The organism is Pseudomonas sp. NPDC087358 (assembly GCF_044900785.1).
Taxonomy (GTDB): Bacteria; Pseudomonadota; Gammaproteobacteria; order Pseudomonadales; family Pseudomonadaceae; genus Aquipseudomonas.
The window spans coordinates 343,308-364,620 of sequence record NZ_JBJDOA010000007.1; the positions used below are offsets into that span (position 1 = coordinate 343,308).

A 21,313-nucleotide genomic window follows, 5' to 3' on the forward strand; every position below is an offset into this window, starting at 1 on the left:
CGCTGCACGGTCTTTGTGCGTTTTCTGTATTAAATCGCCAAAGTGATGCACTGCCCGTTTTCAGCCGCGATGGCTGCCCTCATCATCTGTTCTGTGCCGCCGCAATCATTAAAGCTATGGTTAGGGTGGTATCTATATATTTTATCTATTATAAATCCTGACGAATTCAGGCCTTTTGGCATTAGTTATTTGAGCTTTTAGTGGGCGGCTTTCTGAATAAGCTTGATTGCCCATTCAAAGTTTCAAGGCTTTCGTCCATGTCTGCGCCACTCGTGCCTTCATTAAATTCCCTGCGTGTGCCCATCGAATCCAGCGGGCATTTCACTTCTGTCAAAAACAAGATCCCTGGCTGGCTGATCAACGCCTCGCCGGATGTCCATGGCGCCCTCCGTCGCGCGGGGGGCAAACGGCTGCCCTGGTTCGAACAGGCCCGGCGGTCTATGCCCCATGTTGCGCAAGCCTTGCAGCAGGACTGGCTGCTGCATCAGTCCAACGAGCAAAAGCTCCACGCGCTTCAGGCAGAGTTTCCGGCCCTTGAGGCGTTCGCCGAACCCTTACTGGTCGAGGCCATAAAACAGCGATTCAACCTGCAACTGGATGTGCGCAAGACATGGCTGTTCCATGCCAGCAGAGTTCATGTCGATGATTCATTTGCCGCTGCCTCCCGGGATCCGCTGGTCGAGCTTGAAAAGTCGCTCAAGGCCGCAACTCAAACCCTGTTGCACGCTGCCTTGCAGAACTTCGAGGAGTGGGAAACCGTCTCCGGCGCACTGGACCTGGGTGAGCGCCAGAAGGCCGCTGTCTATGACCGTTATCCCGTCGTCGGGGTCGGCGTGACGGGAACGGCCCTGGAGATTGCGCCCCACGCTTTCGCAACCCTGTGTCGCGAGCTGGACCTGGGCGGCAAGTACCAGCAGCGGGTCGACGCCTTCCTTGATCCGCCTTCGAGTCCCGGCGACGCCGCTGATGCCGCGACATTCAATCGCCGAGGGCTTTTCAAGCGGGTCGAACAATCGGCTTTCGCGGTCCAGGTTCATCTGGCTTATATGAAGCGCGACATCAGCGAGAGCCTATACACGGTCTTGCTGGACGTCGCGCGCAATGGCACCGACAGCAAGCTGGACGGCCAGCCCGTCACCTGTGGTTTGCTGCGCCTGTGGGAGACTGATCTGACCGGCATCGTGGCCATCGGCAAGGCGCGGGAAGCGTCGGACAGCGTGCAACGGGTCGTCGTTTACATCCCTGATGATCCGGTGTGCCCGCTCAAGGAATACGAGTCCAGCGCGGCATTCACACGGGCGCTGCGCGACAGGATGTTGATCGACGGTTATCTGGATTTTTTTCAGCGCTTCGTCCCGGCCCGCCATCGCGCCGAATTGTTCGCACGGCTGGACCAGTGCCTGCGACCCCGTGTCTGGAACAAGGACATGGGCTGGTATGAGCAGCAAGTCGACCCGCAAGCCAGACTCCACCTGCGCGAGCGCCCGCTTGCCACCGGGCTTCTGACCGCCATTACCGAGCAAAAAGCCAGCGTGCTCAGGGATGATGCGTTGTTTCATGCCGTGCCGACCGCGGATGAAAATCAGAAAACCGCTGCCGAACGAATCCACTACTTCGCAAGCCTGGCCATGCAGGCATTGAACCTGCTGGGTTTCGTTGTGCCGCAGGTAGGCGCGGTGATGATGGCCGTGACCGCCGCTCAGCTGACCACCGAGGTGTTCGAAGGGATCGACAGCTGGACCCGTGGCGAATGGGAGCAGGGCTGGGGTTACCTGATGGATGTGGTGGAGAACATGGCGCTGATGGCCGCGCTTGGCGCTGCCCATCAAAGTGGCGCAACCCCGGCGCGGGAAAAGATCAGCGTCGAAACACCTTCGTTCATCGAGGCGCTCGAAGAGGTCGAGCTGCCCGACGGAAGAACTCGCCTGTGGAAGCCCGACGTCGCGCCCTTCGCCCACGATACGGTGCTACCCGAAGGGTTGAAGCCCGATGAATTCGGCCTTTATCACTACCAGGAAAAAACCTGGATCTCGGTCGAGGGCCAGGTGTATTCGGTCATGCAGACACCTTCCGACGGCCAGTTCCGTATGCAGCACCCGACGGATGCGCTGAGCTACCAACCAGCGCTGCGCCACAATGGGGCCGGCGCCTGGCTGCATCCCGTCGATCAGCCGCTGGAGTGGGAAGGGCTCAAATTATTCCGACGCCTTGGGCACACCGCTGCCGAGTTTTCTGATGTGGCAGCGCGGCGCATCCTGCAGGTCAGTGATACCCGTGAAGCTGTCTTGCGAAAGATGCTGGTTGAAAACCAACGTCCGCCCGCGTTGCTGGACGACACCCTGCAGCGCTTTGGTCTGGATCAGCAGATCCAGCGCAACCCTCAGCCCGGTGCGACCGCCGCGGGTAATGCAGCTTTATTCGATGCGCGCTATCGCGCGGCGTCGCACATTCAGCAACCCGGCGGCATGACGATAACCCGCAGCTATCCGGGCCTGCCGACGGTGGTGGTGGATGAGCTGGTCCGCCAGGCGTCCCCGGCGCAGCTCGCGAAACTGGTTCAAGGTCGTGTGCCGTTGCCGGTGGCAGAGGAGATACGCGTGTATCAGCAGCAGGTCAGGTTGGCGCGGGCCTACGAGGGGCTGTTCCTTGATTCGGTGAACAATCCGGACACCGACCTGCTGATCCTGCACAGCCTTGAACGCCTTGCGGGTTGGCCTTCCACGCTTCGTCTGGAAGTGCGGGAGGGTTGGTTTCAAGGAGCCCTGATCGATGCGCTCGGACCTGCAGACGCCGCCGTGCGCAAGACCCTGGTCAAATACCCCGACGGCTATGAAACCCTCGACGAGCAAGGCGTCGGCTTGCATGGCCGCGACGATATCTATGCATCGGTGTTGCATGCATTGCCCGACGCGTCACGCGTTGCCCTGGGCTTTCCCGGTACCTGGGACGGCCCGAAGCTCAAACGGGCGGTGGAGGACGGTCCACTGCTGCCACGACAAACCCTGCGCACCGTGTTGAAGATGCAACCGCCTGCGCCTGGACAGAAATCGCCCATGCGTCTGGGCGATGGTCGCGCCGGTTATCCCCTGAGCGGCAGGGGAGCGATGCAGGGATTCATCGCCCGCGAGACCTTGCTGGACATGATCCGCCACGTTGGCGTGGCCCGCGCTGACATGTCGCCAGAACAGATCCTGACCACCCTTGAGGGTGCAGGTATGCATCGCCAGCAGATTCATCAGCGATTGATTCAGGTGCTGGATGAGCGCATGGCGCTGGACCACAGCATGAATGCCTGGGGTGACGACTCCGAGGCGATGATCGATCTGAACCTGCGCCTGGCCAGCCGCAACGGCATTCACGACGCCATCTGGCGACACTGGTCGGAAAACACCTTGCCCGAAATGGCCCCGACCCTGTCTCCTTTGCGCCTGCAGAACATTGTCCTGAGCGATTTTCCGCAAGCCTTGCCTGACTTTTTCCTGCAGCGTGTCAGTGGATTGGAGTTGGTTGACGTCTCCATCAGCCGATCCTCCACCACCACGCCTGCGCCCATTTCCCAGGCGGTGGAGGATCGGCTGGCCCTGGGCGAGTTCTTCACGCAATTCCCGCACATTACTTCGCTTGAGATAAACCGCACTGCTTTGTCGACCGCCGTCGTCGAGCCGTTGGTCTTTCAATTGCCTTATCTGGTGGCGCACAGCTTTCCGGCACTGCGCACCTTGCGCTTGATCAACCAACGCATCTGGATCAGCGCGCTAGAGGTGCAGTCGTTGAGCACACTCGAGCATCTGCAATGGCTGGACCTGAGCGGCAACGAGGCCAGCTTCATCACGCCCGCCAACCTGATCAACCTGCGCTTGCGCTATCTGGGTCTGGACAGCATAGGGCTTGATGCCTGGCCGTCCTGGCTTGACGGTCTGCCCTCGGCGCAGATCGAGGAGTTGTCGCTGCGGCACAATCGCATCACCGAGATACCCTGGGATATTCTGGTCAATCCGCCGACGGCCCACCCAGCGACCCGGGTATCGTTGCAGGGCAACCCGCTGTCGCGCGTGGCGCTCATCAGAATGCGCCTGAACCAAAGGCCCGACAGCCGTTTTCATTTCGATCTGGATATCGCACCCAGTCTGCAAGCCCAGATCGACCTGCTGAGGCAGGAGCACACGCAACTGCAAGAGGCCATCGACAGTTGGGCTCAAGCCTCCAGTTCATCCAGGCCGTTGAGCGAGGCGACTGTCGAGGTCAGACGGCTGATCGGCCAGACCCTTATCGATTACTGGCGCGCCTACAGCGAGGGCCAGACCTATGCGGTGCTGATGCTGGAGCGCATTTCCCTGGACGATTTTCCCCGCCAGCTGCCCGCGTTTTTCTACCTGCGCGTTCGTGGCCTGCAACTGGCTCACGTCAGGGCTGATACCGCGCAATTGAACCGGTTGCTGGCCAACTTTCGGCAACTGACCAGCCTGGAAATAGTCGGCCGAACCCAACCTATGCCGGACCTGCCGTCGGCCCTGGCGGAGCTGCCAGGTCTCACCAGCCTTGGCCTGACGGATCAGGGGCGCAACATCGATCAACAGGCGATGGATTTTTTCGCGCGGCTGCGTCACCTCGAAACATTGGACCTGACCGGCAACCGACTGATGGCCATAACGGATGTGTCGGCTATGCCAGGCACTCTGCGTTGGCTGTGCCTGAACAGCACCGGGCTGGATCACTGGCCGCAATGGGTGGAAGGTTTGATGCCACTGGAGGGGCTGATGCTGGATAACAACCAGCTGACTGAACTGCCCGAGCATATCCTGCACAATCCGCGTAATGACCACGCACAAACCGAGATTGCCGTGCGCGGCAACCCCTTGACCTACGAAACGCTGCGCCGGGCTCACCTGTCCGAGCACTACCACAGCGCCTATAGCTTCGCCCTGGATTTGCCCGACGACATCGCCGCGATGTCGCCGGAGCGCCATTACTCCGACTCTGATTCCTACGTTGATCTGTCTGACTCGGATTCTTCCGGGGCTTTGCACAGTCCGCGTGCGCCTTCCCCTCACCAGGCTGCCGACGTCGAGCCATGGCTGCTGGCCTCAGTGGAAGAAAACCAGGCGCACCGCGAGCTGTGGCAACGTCTTGAACAAGCGGCCGATGCCCCGGACCTGATGGCCTTGATAGGGCGTCTGACCCAGGCGGCGCCCTATCGCACGGAAAATACCCGTATCGATTTTGCCGAACGGGTATGGCGAGTGCTGGAAGCTGCGGATCAGAACCAGGAACGTCGCCTGCTGTACAACGGCATCGCTCAGGAGGCACTGGTGCAGCCTGATACCGGGTTTCAGACCTGTCACGACGGTGCGTGGCTGGTGTTCAACCAGATTGAAATCCAGATGTTCATCGCCCAGTCCGTCAGCGATGTTCCTGCGACCCTGCGCGGGCAAACCTTGTTGCGCTTGACCCGGCGCCTGTATCGGTTGCATGAACTGGACGCCGTTGCCCGTGAAAAGGCAGGCGGTCGCGATGAGGCGGAAGTACGCCTGGCCTATCGCTTGCGCTGGGCGTCCGAGCTGGATCTGCCGCTGCCGCCCAGCAACATGCTCTATCAGGTGCATGCCAGCATCCGCCCCGGTGAGCTGGATGCCGCCCTTGCGCGGGTGCAATTGGGTGAATACAGCGAGCCGTTCATGCGCTACGCGGCACAGCGCGACTTCTGGGTCCAGTACCTGCGCGAGGTCTATGCAGAACGCTTCGATGCACTCAAGCAAGACTATCTGGCACGCGTCGTGGCCTTGCCGGACCGCTTTCCGGGGCGGGCCATCGACGAGCTGGGTGAGGAGTACGCGACCTTGGAGCGAGCGTTCGAGGCGCAAGAGCTCAAGCTGATTCGCGAATTGACCTATATCGCAGAGTTCGAACAGGGCTGATCGTTTCGCAGACCTTGCCCGCTGGCCGGCTGTTGCTGCCGGTCAGTGGGCTGCTTTGCGAGGGGCCTTGAGTCGCGCAGGCAAATGCGCGGCGCCGATCAGAACGGCACGTCCCCCACAATCGTCGCCCGGTGCATCACCCGGCGCTGCGGCCGATAGTCATCCACGGCGTAATGCTGGGTCACGCGGTTGTCCCACATCGCCACGTCATTTTCCTGCCAGCGCCAACGGATGGTGAACTCCGGTCGCGTCGCATGGGCAAACAGCATCTTCAGAATGGCCTCACTTTCGGCAGGCTCCAGTTCATTGATGCGCGTGGTGAAACCCTCGTTGACGAACAGCGCCTTGCGCCCGCTGACCGGATGCGTGCGGATCACCGGATGCGACAGCGGCGGATTGTTGCGTCGGGTTTCCTCCCATCGGGCGAGATCTTGCGCGGTATTGCCAAAGCGCTCCAGCGGGAAGGAGAGGGTGAAATCGTGGGTGGCGCTCAAGCCATCGAGCAGGGCCTGCATGGGGCCGGACAGCGCCTCGAAGGCCGCGATGCCGCTGGCCCACAAGGTGTCGCCGCCGTACGCCGGAAGCTGTTTGGCACTGAGCACCGCGCCAAGCGCAGGAGTTGGCAGGAAGGTCACGTCGGTGTGCCAGATGGCGTTGTCGCGAACGTCGGTCACGGCGGTGTCCAGCACCAGCACTTGCGGCTGTTCCGGCACGTTGGGGTAGATCGGATGAATGTGCAGGTCGCCGAAGTTGGCAGCGAAGCGCGCCTGCTGTTGCGGCGTGACGGGCTGCTCGCGAAAGAACAGCACCTGATGCGTGAGCAGTGCCTGTTCGAGGGCATTGCGCTGATCGGCAGTCAGGTCCCGGCGCAGGTCGATACCGCTGATCTGGGCGCCCAATGCCCAACTGAGCGGGGTAATGTGAAGGCTCATGATAGTTCTCGCTGGTTCGGCGCCGAGCTGTCGGCGTAGTCAGTGTCTGTCGCGGGTTGCTGGATCAATGGTTCTGGCCATCCCAGGGCACCAGCTTGCGTTGCAGGGCGCGCAGCCCCATCTCCAGCGCGAAGGCAATCAATGCGATGACCAGAATCCCCAGCACCACGACATCGGTGACCAGAAACTGCGCGGCCGACTGCACCATGAAGCCCAGGCCGCTGGTGGCAGCGATCAGTTCGGCGGCCACCAGCGTCGACCAGCCCACCCCCAGACCGATACGCACGCCGGTGAGAATGTCCGGCAGGGCGCTGGGCAGGATCACATGGCGAATCAGCTGCCAGCGGCTGGCCCCCAACGATTGCGCGGCGCGCAGTTTGGCGCTGTCGACCGTGCGCACGCCGGTGGCGGTGGCTATCGCGATGGGTGCGAAGATCGCCAGATAAATCAGCAGCACCTTGGAGAATTCGCCGATGCCGCACCAGATGACGATCAGCGGCAGGTAGGCCAGAGGCGGAATGGGACGGTAGAACTCGATCAGCGGGTCGAAGATGCCACGGGCGATGCGGTTATGGCCGATGGCAATGCCCACCGGAATCGCGGTCAGCACCGCGAAGCCCAACGCCAGGCCAATACGCTGCAGGCTTGCACCCAGGTGTTGCCAGAGGGTGGATTCCATGTAGCCCTTGGTCATCAGCAACCAGGCCTTGTCCAGCACTGCCGAAGGCGGCGGCAGGAATAAAGGTTCGACCCATTCAAATGCCGTGACCAGCCACCACGCGGCCAGTAACGCGGCGAGCGTCAGCACGCTGATCGCGCGGGTGCTCAGGTACAGACGCTCGGTCGGCTTTGGCGATGCATTGACCGGCGCCGAAGGTTGGGCGAGCGACGCGGGAGATGTTTGAAAATGGCTCATGCCCGTTGCTCCGCAATAATCTGGCGCTGGGAAAACACCCTGGCCAGCACGTGCTCACGGGTTTCGATGAACCGCGGATCGGACTTGATCGCCCGCGCCGATTCACCTGCGCTGTAGCGTTGGCCAAAATCCAGCTTCAGGTGCTCGACGACTCGGCCCGGATTGGGCGCCAGCAAGATCAGGTCGGTGGCCAGGAAGACCGCTTCTTCGATGTCATGGGTGATCAGAAACACCGGCTTGGCGCTGCGCTGCCAGACCTGCAACAGCAGCTCCTGCATCTGTTCACGGGTAAAGGCATCCAGCGCACCGAAGGGCTCGTCCATCAGCAGTACGCGAGGGTCGGCGGCGAGGGCGCGGGCCAGTCCGACGCGCTGCTTCTGCCCGCCCGACAGCTGCCAGATACGGCGCTTTTCAAAACCGGCCAGATCCACCAGTGCCAGCATCTCCCTTGCCTTGGCTTCACGTTGTGCGCGGGGCACACCGGCCAACTCCAGGCCGAAGCCGACATTGGCCAGCACGTCCTGCCAGGGCAACAGGGCGTCGTCCTGAAAGACCACGCCACGCTCAGCGCCCGGCCCTTTGACCGGCACGTCGTCAAGGGTGATCAGGCCGGCACTGGGCTCGACGAAACCTGCGATCAGGTTCAGCAGCGAAGTCTTGCCACTGCCGGACGGGCCGAGCGCCACCAGCAACTGCTGCGGGCCCAGGCTCAGGGAAATATCCGACAGCACCGGCTCGGCCGCACCGGGATACTGTGCGCTTATACGCTCCAGCTGTAACAAGGCCATGGCGATGACTCCGCTTCTCTGTTGGATGTGCAAGGTGTGGCAAGGCCGACGCGTATTGTCGGGGCCGGCTTGCTGGCGTACCGGGGAGGGCAGCCACTCACGGAGCGCTGACCCACCGCGTTCGCCAGCAAGCCGGCGCCTGCAGGTGTGTTTCGATTATTGAGTGATGAACTTGGCGCTGACGTACGGCGTGTAGTCGGCCAGTACCGCGTCGACCTTGCCCTGCTCCTTGAGGAACGCTGCGGTCTTGCCGATCGCCTCGGTGGTCGGGGCGCCCAATTCGGTCACTTGATCGGCGGCCAGCGGGTAAACGTTGCCTTGCAGCAGACCGGGAATATCAGAGGCCTTGGCGCCTGAGAGTTTCACCAGCTTGTCGACGTTGCTGCTGTTGCTTACCCAGGCGGCCGGGTCCTTGCGGTAGTCGGCGTAAGCGTCAAGGGTGGTCTTGGCGAAGGCCTTGACGATTTCCGGGTGCTTGTCGGCGAAATCCTTGCGCACGATCCAGGCGTCGAATGTCGGCGCGCCGACTTTGGCCAGTTCGCCGGAAGTGATCAGCACCTTGCCGGTTTCCTTGGCCACGCCCAGCGCAGGGTCCCAGACATACGTCGCGTCGATGTCGCCACGCTTCCAGGCTGCAGCGATGGCCGGCGGGGCCAGATTGAGGATGGTCACCTTGGCCGGATCGATATTCCAGTGCTTGAGCGCCGCCAGCAGGCTGTAGTGGCCGGTAGAGACGAACGGCACTGCGATTTTCTTGCCGATCAAATCCTGTGGGCCGTTGATGCCCGAGCCGTTCCTTGCAACCAGTGCTTCGGCGGCGCCGATCTGGGTGGCGATCAGGAAGGTTTCCACCGGCAGCTTGCGGGTGGCCGCCGCAGTCAGCGGGCTGGAACCCAGGTAGCCGATCTGCACGTCGCCCGATGCGATGGCGGTGATGACGTCTGCGCCATTTTCAAACTTGCGCCAGGCAATCTTCGAGCCGGTGGCTTTTTCATATGCTCCATCGGCCTGTGCAACCTTCGCCGGGTCCACGGTGGTCTGGTAAGCAACGGTGAAATCAGCCGCCTGGGCTAGCAGCGCCGAGCCTGCCAGCGAAAGTGCTGCCAACAGGCGAAGAGGATTGAACAGTTTCATGGTGACGCTCCGAGTCATGGCAGGCCGAGGGCTGAATGCTGCGCAGATTAATTGATCTAAGAAACCCGAAATAAATAACCTTTTCGCATGAGCTTAGAGAGGAAAGCGCGACGGCTGATCCTGTCGTGAAGCGCAGATGTGGAAATATGGGGGCACAGGATGACCGTTCATCGAAATGTCACAAATTGTAAATAGGATGCCGAAGGTTCTCGGCCGATACAGGTTTACGCAGGGTGCATGGGCGCTGCTGCGCCGGGCAGATACCCAGCCTGTCAGGCAGTTTTTTCAGGGGGTTTCGCTGCTCGAGTGCCTATCACCAGTCAACTGATGAGCCGAGCCTGGAATTTTCAACAAAAATTGTGCTTTCACGGATGACAAGTGCACCAGTTGCGTCTAGCAGGGTGCAAAAACCTTCGATTTCAGAAGGTTAGGCTATTGATCCTCATCTTGTTTCACACCACGACCGTGACTGAGCGGTCTGGTTCCGGTCGTACGATGTGGCAAAACATAACGATCTGACGAACGGCCTGGAAATATTTTTTGGGAATTACGTGGCGAGGCCGATACACTCCGCAACGGACGGCTGAAACGGCTTGTGACATATAACTGCTTGGCATAAAAGCAGCGTTACAAAGTCTTTTTAGGTTTAAAGGATTTCCCTTACCTTGCAGCCAGCTGTAAACGCGGTCTAGTCAATTAGTCTTGGGGCCATTGACTCACTGAGTCGGGTCCAGCGCTAATCGCGCATCCGCGGTCTTGAGCCTTCGATCTCAAGGCCGGGGAACTACAAAAATTAGATTCAAGAGGAGCGATACACAATGAAGAAGTCCACCCTGGCCTTGGCCGTATCTGTAAGCGTGTTGGCCACTCAGGCTGGTGCAGCCGGTTTTTTTGACGACAGCAAAGCGACCGTCAGTTCCCGCACCATGTATTTCGAAAACGACAACCGTGAACAGTTCGGTACTGCCAAAGCATCGGATCAGCGCGAAACCGCTGAAGGCCTGTTGTTCAACTTCATCTCTGGCTACACCCCAGGTACCGTAGGTTTCGGCCTGGACGTGCAGAGCATGGTCGGTATCCACTTGGGCGGTGGTATCACTCACCACGGCACCGGCACTTCCAACACCTTCTTCCCGACTGACACCGACGGTTCTTCGGTTGACAGCTGGTCGCGTACCGGTGCCAACCTGAAAGCCAAGGTCTCCAAGACCGAAGTGAAAGTAGGTACTGCGCTGCAGCCTAACCTGCCGATCCTCGTCGCGAACGACGGTCGTCTGCTGCCACAGACTTTCCAGGGTGGGACTATCCAGTCCAAAGATCTCGATAACTTTACCTTCAACGCAGGTAAGTTCACTCAGGCGGCCAGCCGTGCATCGAGCAACTACGCCGGTATGGCGACTGCTGGCGGCACTAAAGGCTCCAACAGCTTCATGTTCGCCGGTGTCGACTACAAGGCCACCAAAGATCTGACCTTGCAGGCCTACCACTCCGAGCTTGAAGACTACTACAAGCAGAACTTCTTCGGCCTGGTGCACATCCTGCCGATCGCTGACGACCAGTCGTTCAAGACTGACCTGCGTTACTTCGACAGCAGCTCCGATGGCAAGAACGGCGAAACAGGCTACCTGTTCAACAACAACGGCGGCTATGCCAAGCACGTCGGCGAAGTTGACAACAAAACCTGGACAGCCATGTTCACCTACACCCTCGGCGGCCATGCTCTGATGCTCGGTCACCAGGACGTGGGCGACGACGGCGGTTTCGTATGGATGAGCAACGGTAACGTGGCTGACGGCCGTGGCCGTCCGGACGGTGAAGGCGGTTCCAGCTTCTACCTGTTCACTGACTCGATGATCAACCAGTTTGCCCGTGCCGGTGAAACCACCAACTTCGGTCAATACTCCTACGACTTCGCACGTCTGGGCGTTCCAGGTCTGAAAGCTGCATTCGCTTACCTGAAAGGCAGCAACATCAAATCCCAACGTGGCAATCTGGGCGACAGCTCGGAGTGGGAACGTGACATGCGTATCGACTACGTGTTCCAGGAAGGTCCTCTGAAAGGCTTCGGCGCTACCCTGCGTCGCGCCAACTACCGTGGCGACTTCTCTGGCACCAACGCGCAGAACAGCCACATTGCTGACCAGGATCAGACTCGTCTGATCTTCAACTACACCTACGCTTTCAAATAAGCCCGGGTTGTAGAGTTGAAAAAAACCCCACTTCGGCGGGGTTTTTTTATGCCTGAAAGAACGCAGGCCATGACCATTCGTTCTTTCTGTTTTCAAACGGCGGCATGCACAGTAGGGCGATAACTCAGAACCAAAGGAGCAGGACTGTATGGGCTTGAAACTCGGCGACATCGCCCCCGACTTCGAACAGCAATCCAGCCAGGGGCCGATCAGGTTTCACCAATGGCTAGGGGATAAATGGGGCGTCTTGTTCTCCCACCCTGCGGACTTCACCCCGGTGTGCACCACCGAGCTTGGCTTCACGGCGAAACTCAAGGACGAGTTCGACAAGCGCAACGTCAAGGCCATCGCACTTTCAGTGGACTCTGCCGAGTCGCACGTGAAATGGATCGAAGACATCAATTCCACGCAGAACACCATCGTGAATTTCCCGATCCTGGCGGATGCCGATCGCAAGGTGTCGGACCTGTATGACCTGATTCATCCCAACGCCAGCGAGACGTTGACGGTGCGCTCCCTGTTCGTGATCGACCCGAACAAGAAGGTGCGCCTGACCATCACCTATCCGGCCAGCACCGGCCGCAACTTTCACGAGATCCTGCGGGTCATCGACTCACTGCAGTTGACCGACAGCCACAAGGTTGCGACGCCAGCGAACTGGAAGGACGGAGATGACGTGGTGATCGTGCCGTCGATCAAGGATGAAGAAGAGATAAAACAACGCTTTCCCAAAGGCTACACCGCCGTCACGCCCTACCTGCGCCTGACGCCCCAGCCCAACCGCTGACACAGCGCTTTCAACCACGACGTTCGGGCCGATTCATCGGCCCTTTTTTTGACTCAGCCAGTCCTGATTGTAGGGCCGCGGCCAGTAGCAAAAGCAGGCGGCGTAATAAAGGTCGATCGCTTCTGCCCGGAGGGCGTGGGAGTCCGCCGGGGTGGCGCTGCGGCTTGCCGACGATCCGCGCCAGCAAACATGCGCCCACGATGTACCTGACCCACCGAGCCGCCTGATTTTGCTGCCGGTGCCCGGCAGATCGCGGGCAAGCCACGCTCCCACGGCTTGCGGCCAGAAGCACCTGGCAAGACATCCCACGGCTTGCGGCCAGAAGCACCAGGCAAGACATCCCACGACCTGCGGCCAGAAGCACCAGGCAAGACATCCCACGGCCTGCGGCCAGAAGCACCAGGTAAGCCATCGCACGGCTGGAGCGGCTCACGGCCTGCGGCTAGAAGCAAAAAGCCGGCGGTGACTGTGGCCAGCCGCGTCCAGACGCAGATCACCGAAACGCCGCAAACCCTGTAGGAGCCAGCTTGCTGGCGAACGCGGCAGGCCAGTCAACAACCCCTTGGCTGACCCACCGCAGTCGCCAGAACGCCGGCTTCTATAAAAGGGTTTGCCGTCAACTGATAGGGCACTGCCCGCCCATTAAAGCGACCCCTGTCAGGCATATTCTATTTGGTGCTAACCAAATGAATAAATATGATTTTAGAGAATAACAAAGCCCTGTTAAGGTCTCTTCGTCCCGGCGCCATAGCCGGCAATGAATCCCAAGAACACCTTACTGGTTCGCTATCGGACGAGCAGGTGCCACCTGTCAGCTACAAGCAAAGGAGCGTGCCATGCGCACTGTCATTTTGCGTCAAGGCCTGGTCGCTCTGTTTGCTGCGGCGGTGTCCTTCGGCGTTATCAGTCAAGTTCAAGCCGATACCCTGCGTATCGGTTATCAGAAATACGGCACGCTGGTGCTGCTCAAGGCCAAAGGCACGCTGGAGAAGAAACTGGCGGAGCAGGGCGTGCAGGTGCAATGGACCGAATTCCCTGGTGGCCCGCAGCTGCTTGAAGGGCTGAACGTCGGCTCTATCGACTTCGGCGTGACCGGCGAAACCCCGCCGGTGTTCGCTCAAGCCGCAGGTGCCGACCTGCTGTATGTCGCCTCCGAGCCGCCTGCGCCGACCAGTGAAGCGATCCTGGTGCCCAAGGATTCACCGATCACCTCGGTCAAGGACCTCAAGGGCAAGAAAGTCGTGCTCAACAAGGGTTCCAACGTTCATTACCTGTTGGTGCGTGCGTTGGAAGAAGCCGGCCTGAAGTACACCGATATCCAGACCGTGTTCCTGCCGCCAGCCGATGCCCGCGCGGCGTTCGAGCGCGGCAGCGTCGATGCCTGGGTGATCTGGGACCCCTACCAGGCTGCTGCCGAGCAGCAACTGCAAGCGCGCACCTTGCGTGATGGCAAGGGCATCGTCGACAACAACCAGTTCTATCTGGCGACCAAACCCTACGCACAGCAGCATCCGAAAGTGATCCAGACCCTGGTCGAGCAAGTGCGCGCAGTGGGCGAGTGGTCCAAGGCCAATCCGGAGGAGGTCACCCAACAGGTCGCCCCGCTGCTTGGGTTGCCTGAAGACATCACGCGCATTTCGGTCAAGCGCCAGGGCTACGGGGCGCTGTTCATCACCCCTGAAACCATCGCCGCGCAGCAGAAAATCGCTGACACCTTCTATCAACTCAAGTTGATCCCCAAACCGCTCAGCATCGCCGATGTGATCTGGACGCCACCTGCTGCTGTTGCCAAAGCACAGTAAGCACCGGCCTTGAGAGGAGACAACTCCATGAGCGTGGAAAAAATCACTCACAGACTGGCGCCCTGGCTGCTACCGGTCTTGTTGCTGGCGATCTGGCAACTGGCGGTCAGCGCTGGCTGGCTGTCGACGCGAATCCTGCCGGCACCCAGCGCCGTCATCGAAGCCGGTGTGACCTTGGTGCGCAGCGGCGAAATCTGGACCCACCTGGCAATCAGTGGCTGGCGCGCCGGTATCGGTTTCGCCATTGGCGGCGGCATAGGCCTGGCACTGGGTTTCATCACCGGCCTGTCGAAATGGGGCGAACGCCTGCTCGACAGTTCCGTGCAGATGATCCGCAACGTGCCGCATCTGGCGCTGATTCCGCTGGTGATCCTGTGGTTCGGCATCGACGAGAGCGCCAAGATATTCCTGGTGGCGCTGGGCACCTTGTTCCCGATTTACCTGAACACCTATCACGGCATCCGCAACATCGACCCGGCGCTGGTGGAGATGTCGCGCAGCTACGGGTTGTCCGGTTTTGCGCTGTTTCGTCACGTGATCCTGCCGGGCGCCATGCCTTCGATTCTGGTCGGCGTGCGTTTCGCGCTGGGGTTCATGTGGCTGACGCTGATCGTCGCCGAAACCATCTCGGCCAGCTCCGGCATCGGCTATCTGGCGATGAATGCCCGGGAGTTTCTGCAGACCGACGTCGTGGTGCTGGCGATCGTTCTGTACGCCGTGCTCGGCAAGCTGGCGGACCTGGCAGCACGCGGTCTGGAACGGATCTGCCTGCGTTGGCACCCGGCGTATCAAGTGGCTAAAGGTGGCGTGCAATGAGCAATCTCCAACAACCGGCAAACCTGTTGCGCGGGATCCCCCTACAAGTGCGCAAGCTGAAGAAAACCTTCGGCTCGCGGGAAGTGTTGAAAGACATCGATCTGCACATTCCGGCCGGCCAGTTCGTCGCGGTGGTGGGGCGCAGCGGTTGCGGCAAAAGCACCTTGCTGCGGCTGCTGGCCGGTCTCGACAAGCCCTCCAGCGGGCAGCTGCTGGCAGGCTCCGCAGCGCTGGCCGATGCGCGCGAAGACACCCGTCTGATGTTTCAGGAAGCACGACTGCTGCCGTGGAAAAAGATCATCGACAACGTCGGCCTGGGCCTGAGTGGCGATTGGCGCGGCAAGGCGCTGGAAGCCCTGGAAGCCGTGGGCCTGGCCGAGCGGGCCAACGAATGGCCGGCGGCGTTGTCCGGTGGGCAGAAGCAGCGCGTGGCCCTGGCCCGTGCGTTGATTCACCAGCCACGCCTGTTGTTGCTGGACGAGCCGCTGGGGGCGCTGGATGCCCTGACGCGCATCGAGATGCAGCAATTGATCGAGAGCTTGTGGCGCAAGCATGGATTTACCGTATTGCTGGTCACCCATGACGTCAGCGAAGCCGTCGCCATCGCCGACCGTGTCTTGCTGATCGAAGAGGGCCGCATCGGCCTGGATCTGCACGTCGACCTGGCCAGGCCACGTGCTCGCGGCTCGTATCGACTGGCAGCGCTGGAAACCGAAGTCCTCAACCGCGTGCTGTCGCTACCCGGCAGCCCGCCTGAACCCGAACCGTCATCACCCCTGCCCACGCAGTTGCGTTGGGCCAATTGATCCGGGCGCATGCTGCGTTCGGAACTGATCTCACACAGGAAGCCACACCATGACTATCAAAGCCATCAACGTCCGCAACCAGTTCAAAGGCACCATCAAGGAAATCGTCACCGGCGACGTGCTGTCCGAAATCGACGTCCAGACCGCCTCGGGTGTCGTCACCTCCGTCATCACCACTCGCTCGGTCAAGGAACTTGAACTGGTCGTGGGCAGCGAAGTGATTGCCTTCGTGAAATCCACCGAGGTGTCGATCGCCAAGTTGTGATCGATGCGCTGTGACCGACCCCGCAGGGTGCGAGCCCTTCGGGGTTTTTTTGTGCCCTGGGATTGGGTTCCCTTCGCTTTAATGCTGGGGATTACTTTCTGTTTCCGTTCAGATTTTCCATATTAATGGCGAGTTGCCTACTGTCATTTATGACAGTAGGCAACTCGAAAAATAGCGCCTAACCTGCATCTGTCTCGAAGCCGAAGATGAAACTTGTCTGATGCTCATGTCGGTAACGAGGAACTGAAGTTTTCCAAGTAAAGGAGATCATTGTCATGGCAGGCAAAACAGATACAGCGCAAATTAAATATCAATACAACGTTCCTTTTCCGGAACCACAAACCAAGAAGCATCATACAACGGTGACGCTCGCTCCTGCTGATCGTCGTTTTCTGGTGGACAGCGAAGCGAACGTCCTTGTTGTCGTTCGAGTAAACAGTCAGGGCGACCTTGATGAGAATTTTGGCGAGAATGGCTATCACGCGGAGTCTCTGGAAGTCGATGCAAACTCAACCGCAGCAGGTTTTCTGGTTGTGAAGGACGGAGGCGGAGTGGCGGCCCTGGCCAATGCGACGCAGTTGGGCCTGGTTGCTTTTAAAGAAGATGGACAGCTGGACACGTCATTCGGCAAAGACGGAAAGATTGTCCACCAATTCGACCCGGACGCGGACACAGTAAAGCGTTACATCCAGAGAGCCCCCGGGCTGACAGACAAAGAATTGCCGGTCCACGAAGCCGGTCAATCCGCAGCGCAGGCTATTGTAGCGACTGAGGACGGCGGGTTTTACGGCATCGTGGGTCAGCGTTTATCGGGTCCATCTGCGCTGATAAGTTGCAAGCATGACGGGCAGCTGAACAGGGAGTTCGCTGGCGGCATCGTGACGATCACTTATCCCGATCGAACAGCGCATGGCGTGGCACTGGTGTCTACCGCAGATGGCGGGGTGGTGGCTGCCGGCACGCTCAGGGGTGGCAGCACTCGCTTTGCTGGCTTCCTCGCCCGATATGATCGTAGTGGGGCGTTGGATCGGAGTTTTGGTGACAGCGGATTCAGCGTATTTGATTCAGAGTCGCCGGGTGATCCGGTTGGTGAAATGTTTCAGATGGAATTCAATCATGTAACACGCCTGGCAGGTGGCGGCTTTGCGGCGTGTGGATCTTTGTTGACTATAAAACCTACGAAGAGCCATGGCCTGGTAGCGTGTGTGGATGCCCACGGCAAGCTACTCGAATCTTTCAATAATGGAAAACCGCTGTTGTTTGAAGTTCCAGACTCAACCGAGACGGACTTTCTGTTTGGCGGCATAGCTCAACAGGCGGACGGGAAAATTGTAGTGGCAGGAGGCGTGACTTACAGGTCTTCCGGTTATACACGGGAATTATTGGTGGTTCGTTTTAATCCGGATGGATCGCTCGATAAAAGTTTCGCTCCTGAGGGTTATTTTAAATATAAGCCCTTTGGCAACGGGGTAAGTTATCTCTATAGTCTGGCTGTAACTGAAGCAGACAGCATTGTCGTGGCCGGGGATGGTGGCAACGACAACAACGTCGGTTCTCAGAGAGGGTTTGTCGTACAGCTCGCTTGAGCTTGCCGTCGTGCGCTCCTGCAATCGGTGAAGCTAAACGTTGTGTGAGCGCTTGGGCAGGTACGGCGGCAGATACAGCCCCAGATAGGCATCGAACACTCGCCTGCCTTCTTCGGCCATGCGCGGGGTGATCGCATCGTGCAGCTGGACGGAGCGCGCATAGACGCGGTCGGCGAGTTCGAGCGCCAGGGCGAACACCTCGACATCATCGGGCAGGACTGGCAGTTCAAAGTGCCGGGCGAACAGCTCATGCATCAGGTTGCCCAGTTCGACGTCATGCTGGCGGTCGGCCTGGGTCACCTCGGTGAGGCCATGTTGAGCGAGGATCAGCTGGCGGGCGGCGGCGTCTTCGCTGTAGATCGTCAGCATGCGCGTCTCGACCAGCCGCGACAGATCGTGCCATTGGTTCAGACGGGCGTGATCGATGGGCTGCTGCAGGCTTTCGCGAAAGGCTGCGTGAACGTCGGCGGTCAGCGCTTCGAGCAGGGCTGGAACGCTGGCAAAGAAGTGATAGACCGAAGACGGCGGGATCTCTGCGCGTTCTGCCACGCTGTAGATCGACAGGCTCGCCACCCCGTCGGACGCCAGCAACGTACGTGCAGCATCGAGGATCGAATCGATCCGAGCCTGGCTGCGTGCGCGGGGTTTGCGGGAGGTGGCGGGGCGGGTCATCGAAGCGTCTCGGCGTTGAAGTCTGGCGCATTGTACGCGAGGCATGGCGTTGTAGTGTCTGAGCTGATGCACACCCCCCCCTATCGCGAGCACGCTCACCCCTGCAACACCCGGCTTCAGGGCTGACACCGACCACTGTAGGAGTGAGCTCGCTCGCGATGGGGCCGGCCAGTCAGCACAAGCCCTGTCCGTCTAATATAAAAAACGCCCCCAACCGCAGGGATTGGGGGCGTTCTTTTTATTTCACACAGCCGTCAGACGGTGTGCAGATACCAGTTGTACTCAAGGTCGGAGATGGAGTGCTCGAACTCCTCCAGCTCACTTTCCTTGCAGGCGACGAAGATATCGATGTACTTGGGATCGATGTACTTGGCCATGACTTCGCTGTCGTCCAGCTCACGCAGGGCATCGCGCAAGTTGTTTGGCAGGCTCTGCTCATTCTGCTCGTAGGAGTTGCCTTCCACGGGCGGGCCAGGCTCGATCTCATTGGTCAGACCGTGGTGAATACCGGCCAGAACCGACGCCATCAACAGATACGGGTTGGCATCTGCGCCGGCAACACGGTGCTCGATACGCACCGCATCGGCGGAGCCGGTGGGCACGCGCACGGCTACTGTCCGGTTGTCCAGACCCCAGCACGGCGAGTTGGGCGTATAGAACAGCGGGCCGAAACGGCGATACGAGTTGACGTTCGGGCAAAGGAACGCCATCTGCGCCGGTAGGGTCTCGAGCACACCGCCGATCGCATGACGTAATGCGGCGTTCTGCTCGGGATCCTCACTGGTGAAGATGTTTTTGCCATCGCGATCCAGGATCGAGATGTGGACGTGCAGACCATTACCCGCCTGACCCGGATACGGCTTGGCCATGAAGGTGGTGTCCATCTCATGGTCGTAGGCGATGTTCTTGATCAATCGCTTGAGCAGAACAGCGTAGTCGCAGGCTTTCAGAGCGTCAGCGGTGTGGTGCAGGTTCACTTCGAACTGCGCCGGGGCACTTTCCTTGACGATCGCGTCGGCAGGGATGCCTTGCTCTTTGGCGCCTTCCAGAATGTCCTGGAGGCAGTCGACGTATTCGTCCAGGTCATCGATCAGGTAGACCTGTGTCGAGTGCGGACGTTTGCCGGAAATCGGCGAGCGTGGCGGTTGTGGACGACCGTTCACGTTCTCCTGATCGATCAGGTAGAACTCCAGCTCGAACGCAGCGCAGATGGTCAGGCCCATTTCATCGAACTTGGCCACCACCTGGCGCAGCACTTCACGTGGATCGGCGAAAAACGGCGCGCCTTCCAGTTCGTGCATGGTCATCAAGAGTTGTGCGGTAGGACGCTTCTGCCAGGGTTCATTGCACAGAGTGTCGGGAATTGGATAACAGATTCGGTCAGCGTCACCGATGTCCAGACCCAGGCCGGTGCTTTCCACCGTCGAGCCATTGATATCCAGTGCGAAAAGAGAAGCAGGGAGGTTGATGCCTTTTTCGTAAACCTTATGGAGGCTGGTGCGTTCGATGCGCTTGCCGCGCACCACTCCATTCATATCTGCAATCAGAAGGTCAACGTATAGAACCTCAGGATGTTCCTTAAGGAACGCGTTCGCTTCGTTGAGCTGAACGGCACGCGGGGGTACCGACATGATGCAACACCTTTGTTGTTGAAAATATCAATCATCGAGCATTACGGGTTTCAGTCAATCCGAAACCCTTGATGAAGTCAAGAGAGGCCTGTTTTGCCCTAAAAAAGCGCCATATGGCCATTTTTGCCGCACTTTAGGGCGGATTTAAGGCGTTGGAGGCGTCGAAGACTGCGATCTTGAGCGGGGCGTATTTTATTTTTTACGGCCCTGTTGTGTAAAAAAATGAACAAGGCTAAGCTCGGTCGCAACCCAAAACAGCAATAATACCGGGGGTCACATGTCTCGCCTTCCGCTGATCGGCGTCACCGCCTGCACTCAGCAAATTGGCTCGCATGCCTATCACATCAGTGGTGACAAATACGTCCGCGCAGTCGCCATTGCTGCCAAGGGCCTGCCGCTGATTCTGCCGTCACTGGCAGAGCTTATCGATCCTGCCGACATACTCTCGGTGGTCGATGGTCTGCTCTTCACCGGCTCTCCATCCAACGTCGAACCCTATCACTATAGTGGTCCTGCCAGCGCGCCGGGTACTGCTCATGATCCTGCACGCGACCACACCACCTTACCCCTTATTCGCGCCGCTGTGGCCGCGGGAGTACCGGTGCTGGGCATCTGCCGCGGGTTTCAGGAGCTCAATGTGGCGTTTGGCGGCAGTTTGCACCAGAAAGTTCACGAGACCGGAACCTTCATGGACCACCGTGAGCCGGATAACGAATCCGTTGAAATTCAATACGCTCCCAGCCACCCGATGCATATCCAGCCCGGTGGCGTTCTGGCGGGATTGGGACTGGCACAGGAAATTCGTGTCAATTCAATTCATGGTCAGGGCATCGAGCACCTGGCGCCCGGTTTGCGCGTCGAAGCCAGCGCCCCTGACGGCCTGATTGAAGCGATTTCGGTACCCTCGGGCGCGGCTTTTGCTTCATCTGATGTATTCGCACTCGGCGTTCAATGGCATCCGGAGTGGCAGGTCATGCAAAACCCCGACTATCTTTCAATCTTCCGGGCATTTGGCGATGCCTGTCGAAAACGTGCAATACAACGCGACGCACACGCGTCCAGATAACGCCTGAG

The 21,313-nt window shown here is 59.5% G+C and carries 15 protein-coding genes; 9 read left to right on the forward strand and 6 right to left on the reverse strand.

Going from position 1 to position 21,313, the window contains the following annotated elements:
• The first annotated feature begins 257 nt into the window (after window positions 1-257).
• Window positions 258-5,915, forward strand: a complete 5,658-nt coding sequence (locus ACI2KS_RS18765; protein ID WP_404622468.1) for a dermonecrotic toxin domain-containing protein — start codon at window positions 258-260, stop codon at window positions 5,913-5,915.
• A gap of 98 nt (window positions 5,916-6,013) precedes the next feature.
• Here ACI2KS_RS18765 and tauD read toward each other — a convergent pair whose 3' ends face one another.
• The 4 genes from tauD to tauA all read right to left on the reverse strand — a co-directional run bounded on the left by tauD (window position 6,014) and on the right by tauA (window position 9,685).
• The gene (gene tauD, locus ACI2KS_RS18770) at window positions 6,014-6,847 is read right to left on the reverse strand and encodes a taurine dioxygenase (protein ID WP_404622469.1); all 834 of its coding nucleotides are present in this window, start codon (window positions 6,845-6,847) and stop codon (window positions 6,014-6,016) included.
• A 64-nt stretch (window positions 6,848-6,911) separates the two neighbouring features.
• A complete protein-coding gene (gene tauC, locus ACI2KS_RS18775; protein ID WP_404622517.1) occupies window positions 6,912-7,682 on the reverse strand; it encodes a taurine ABC transporter permease TauC in 771 nt (256 codons plus the stop codon).
• Between the two features lie 77 nt (window positions 7,683-7,759).
• The gene (gene tauB, locus ACI2KS_RS18780) at window positions 7,760-8,551 is read right to left on the reverse strand and encodes a taurine ABC transporter ATP-binding subunit (protein ID WP_404622470.1); all 792 of its coding nucleotides are present in this window, start codon (window positions 8,549-8,551) and stop codon (window positions 7,760-7,762) included.
• Window positions 8,552-8,707: 156 nt separating this feature from the next.
• Window positions 8,708-9,685, reverse strand: a complete 978-nt coding sequence (gene tauA, locus ACI2KS_RS18785) for a taurine ABC transporter substrate-binding protein (RefSeq protein WP_404622471.1) — start codon at window positions 9,683-9,685, stop codon at window positions 8,708-8,710.
• An 818-nt stretch (window positions 9,686-10,503) separates the two neighbouring features.
• On the opposite strand from tauA, the gene ACI2KS_RS18790 reads away from it, so the two are divergent.
• The 7 genes from ACI2KS_RS18790 to ACI2KS_RS18820 all read left to right on the forward strand — a co-directional run bounded on the left by ACI2KS_RS18790 (window position 10,504) and on the right by ACI2KS_RS18820 (window position 17,936).
• Window positions 10,504-11,874 (forward strand): OprD family outer membrane porin, encoded by a 1,371-nt coding sequence (locus ACI2KS_RS18790; protein ID WP_404622472.1) that lies wholly within the window; start codon window positions 10,504-10,506, stop codon window positions 11,872-11,874.
• A gap of 148 nt (window positions 11,875-12,022) precedes the next feature.
• Entirely contained in the window at window positions 12,023-12,661 is a 639-nt protein-coding gene (locus ACI2KS_RS18795) for a peroxiredoxin (RefSeq protein ID WP_404622473.1), read from the forward strand.
• 836 nt (window positions 12,662-13,497) lie between these two features.
• Complete coding sequence (locus ACI2KS_RS18800) at window positions 13,498-14,463, forward strand: sulfonate ABC transporter substrate-binding protein (RefSeq protein WP_404622474.1); 966 nt, start codon at window positions 13,498-13,500, stop codon at window positions 14,461-14,463.
• 27 nt (window positions 14,464-14,490) lie between these two features.
• Window positions 14,491-15,279 carry an aliphatic sulfonate ABC transporter permease SsuC gene (gene ssuC / locus ACI2KS_RS18805; protein ID WP_404622475.1) on the forward strand — a complete coding sequence of 263 codons (789 nt, stop codon included), beginning with the start codon at window positions 14,491-14,493 and terminating at the stop codon, window positions 15,277-15,279.
• Complete coding sequence (gene ssuB / locus ACI2KS_RS18810) at window positions 15,276-16,085, forward strand: aliphatic sulfonates ABC transporter ATP-binding protein (protein ID WP_404622476.1); 810 nt, start codon at window positions 15,276-15,278, stop codon at window positions 16,083-16,085. The genes ssuC and ssuB overlap by 4 nt, the downstream gene beginning before the upstream one ends.
• Before the next feature lie 49 nt (window positions 16,086-16,134).
• Window positions 16,135-16,350, forward strand: a complete 216-nt coding sequence (locus ACI2KS_RS18815; protein ID WP_037016233.1) for a molybdopterin-binding protein — start codon at window positions 16,135-16,137, stop codon at window positions 16,348-16,350.
• A 275-nt stretch (window positions 16,351-16,625) separates the two neighbouring features.
• The gene (locus ACI2KS_RS18820; protein ID WP_404622477.1) at window positions 16,626-17,936 is read left to right on the forward strand and encodes a hypothetical protein; all 1,311 of its coding nucleotides are present in this window, start codon (window positions 16,626-16,628) and stop codon (window positions 17,934-17,936) included.
• A gap of 33 nt (window positions 17,937-17,969) precedes the next feature.
• Here ACI2KS_RS18820 and ACI2KS_RS18825 read toward each other — a convergent pair whose 3' ends face one another.
• Together ACI2KS_RS18825 and ACI2KS_RS18830 are read right to left on the reverse strand one after the other, a co-directional pair.
• Window positions 17,970-18,608: a TetR/AcrR family transcriptional regulator gene (locus ACI2KS_RS18825; RefSeq protein ID WP_404622478.1), complete on the reverse strand. Its 639-nt coding sequence runs from the start codon at window positions 18,606-18,608 to the stop codon at window positions 17,970-17,972.
• Between the two features lie 254 nt (window positions 18,609-18,862).
• Window positions 18,863-20,239 (reverse strand): glutamine synthetase family protein, encoded by a 1,377-nt coding sequence (locus tag ACI2KS_RS18830; protein ID WP_404622479.1) that lies wholly within the window; start codon window positions 20,237-20,239, stop codon window positions 18,863-18,865.
• Window positions 20,240-20,516: 277 nt separating this feature from the next.
• Here ACI2KS_RS18830 and ACI2KS_RS18835 point away from each other — a divergent pair, with 277 nt between their 5' ends.
• Complete coding sequence (locus ACI2KS_RS18835; protein WP_404622480.1) at window positions 20,517-21,305, forward strand: gamma-glutamyl-gamma-aminobutyrate hydrolase family protein; 789 nt, start codon at window positions 20,517-20,519, stop codon at window positions 21,303-21,305.
• The last annotated feature ends 8 nt before the right edge of the window (window positions 21,306-21,313 follow it).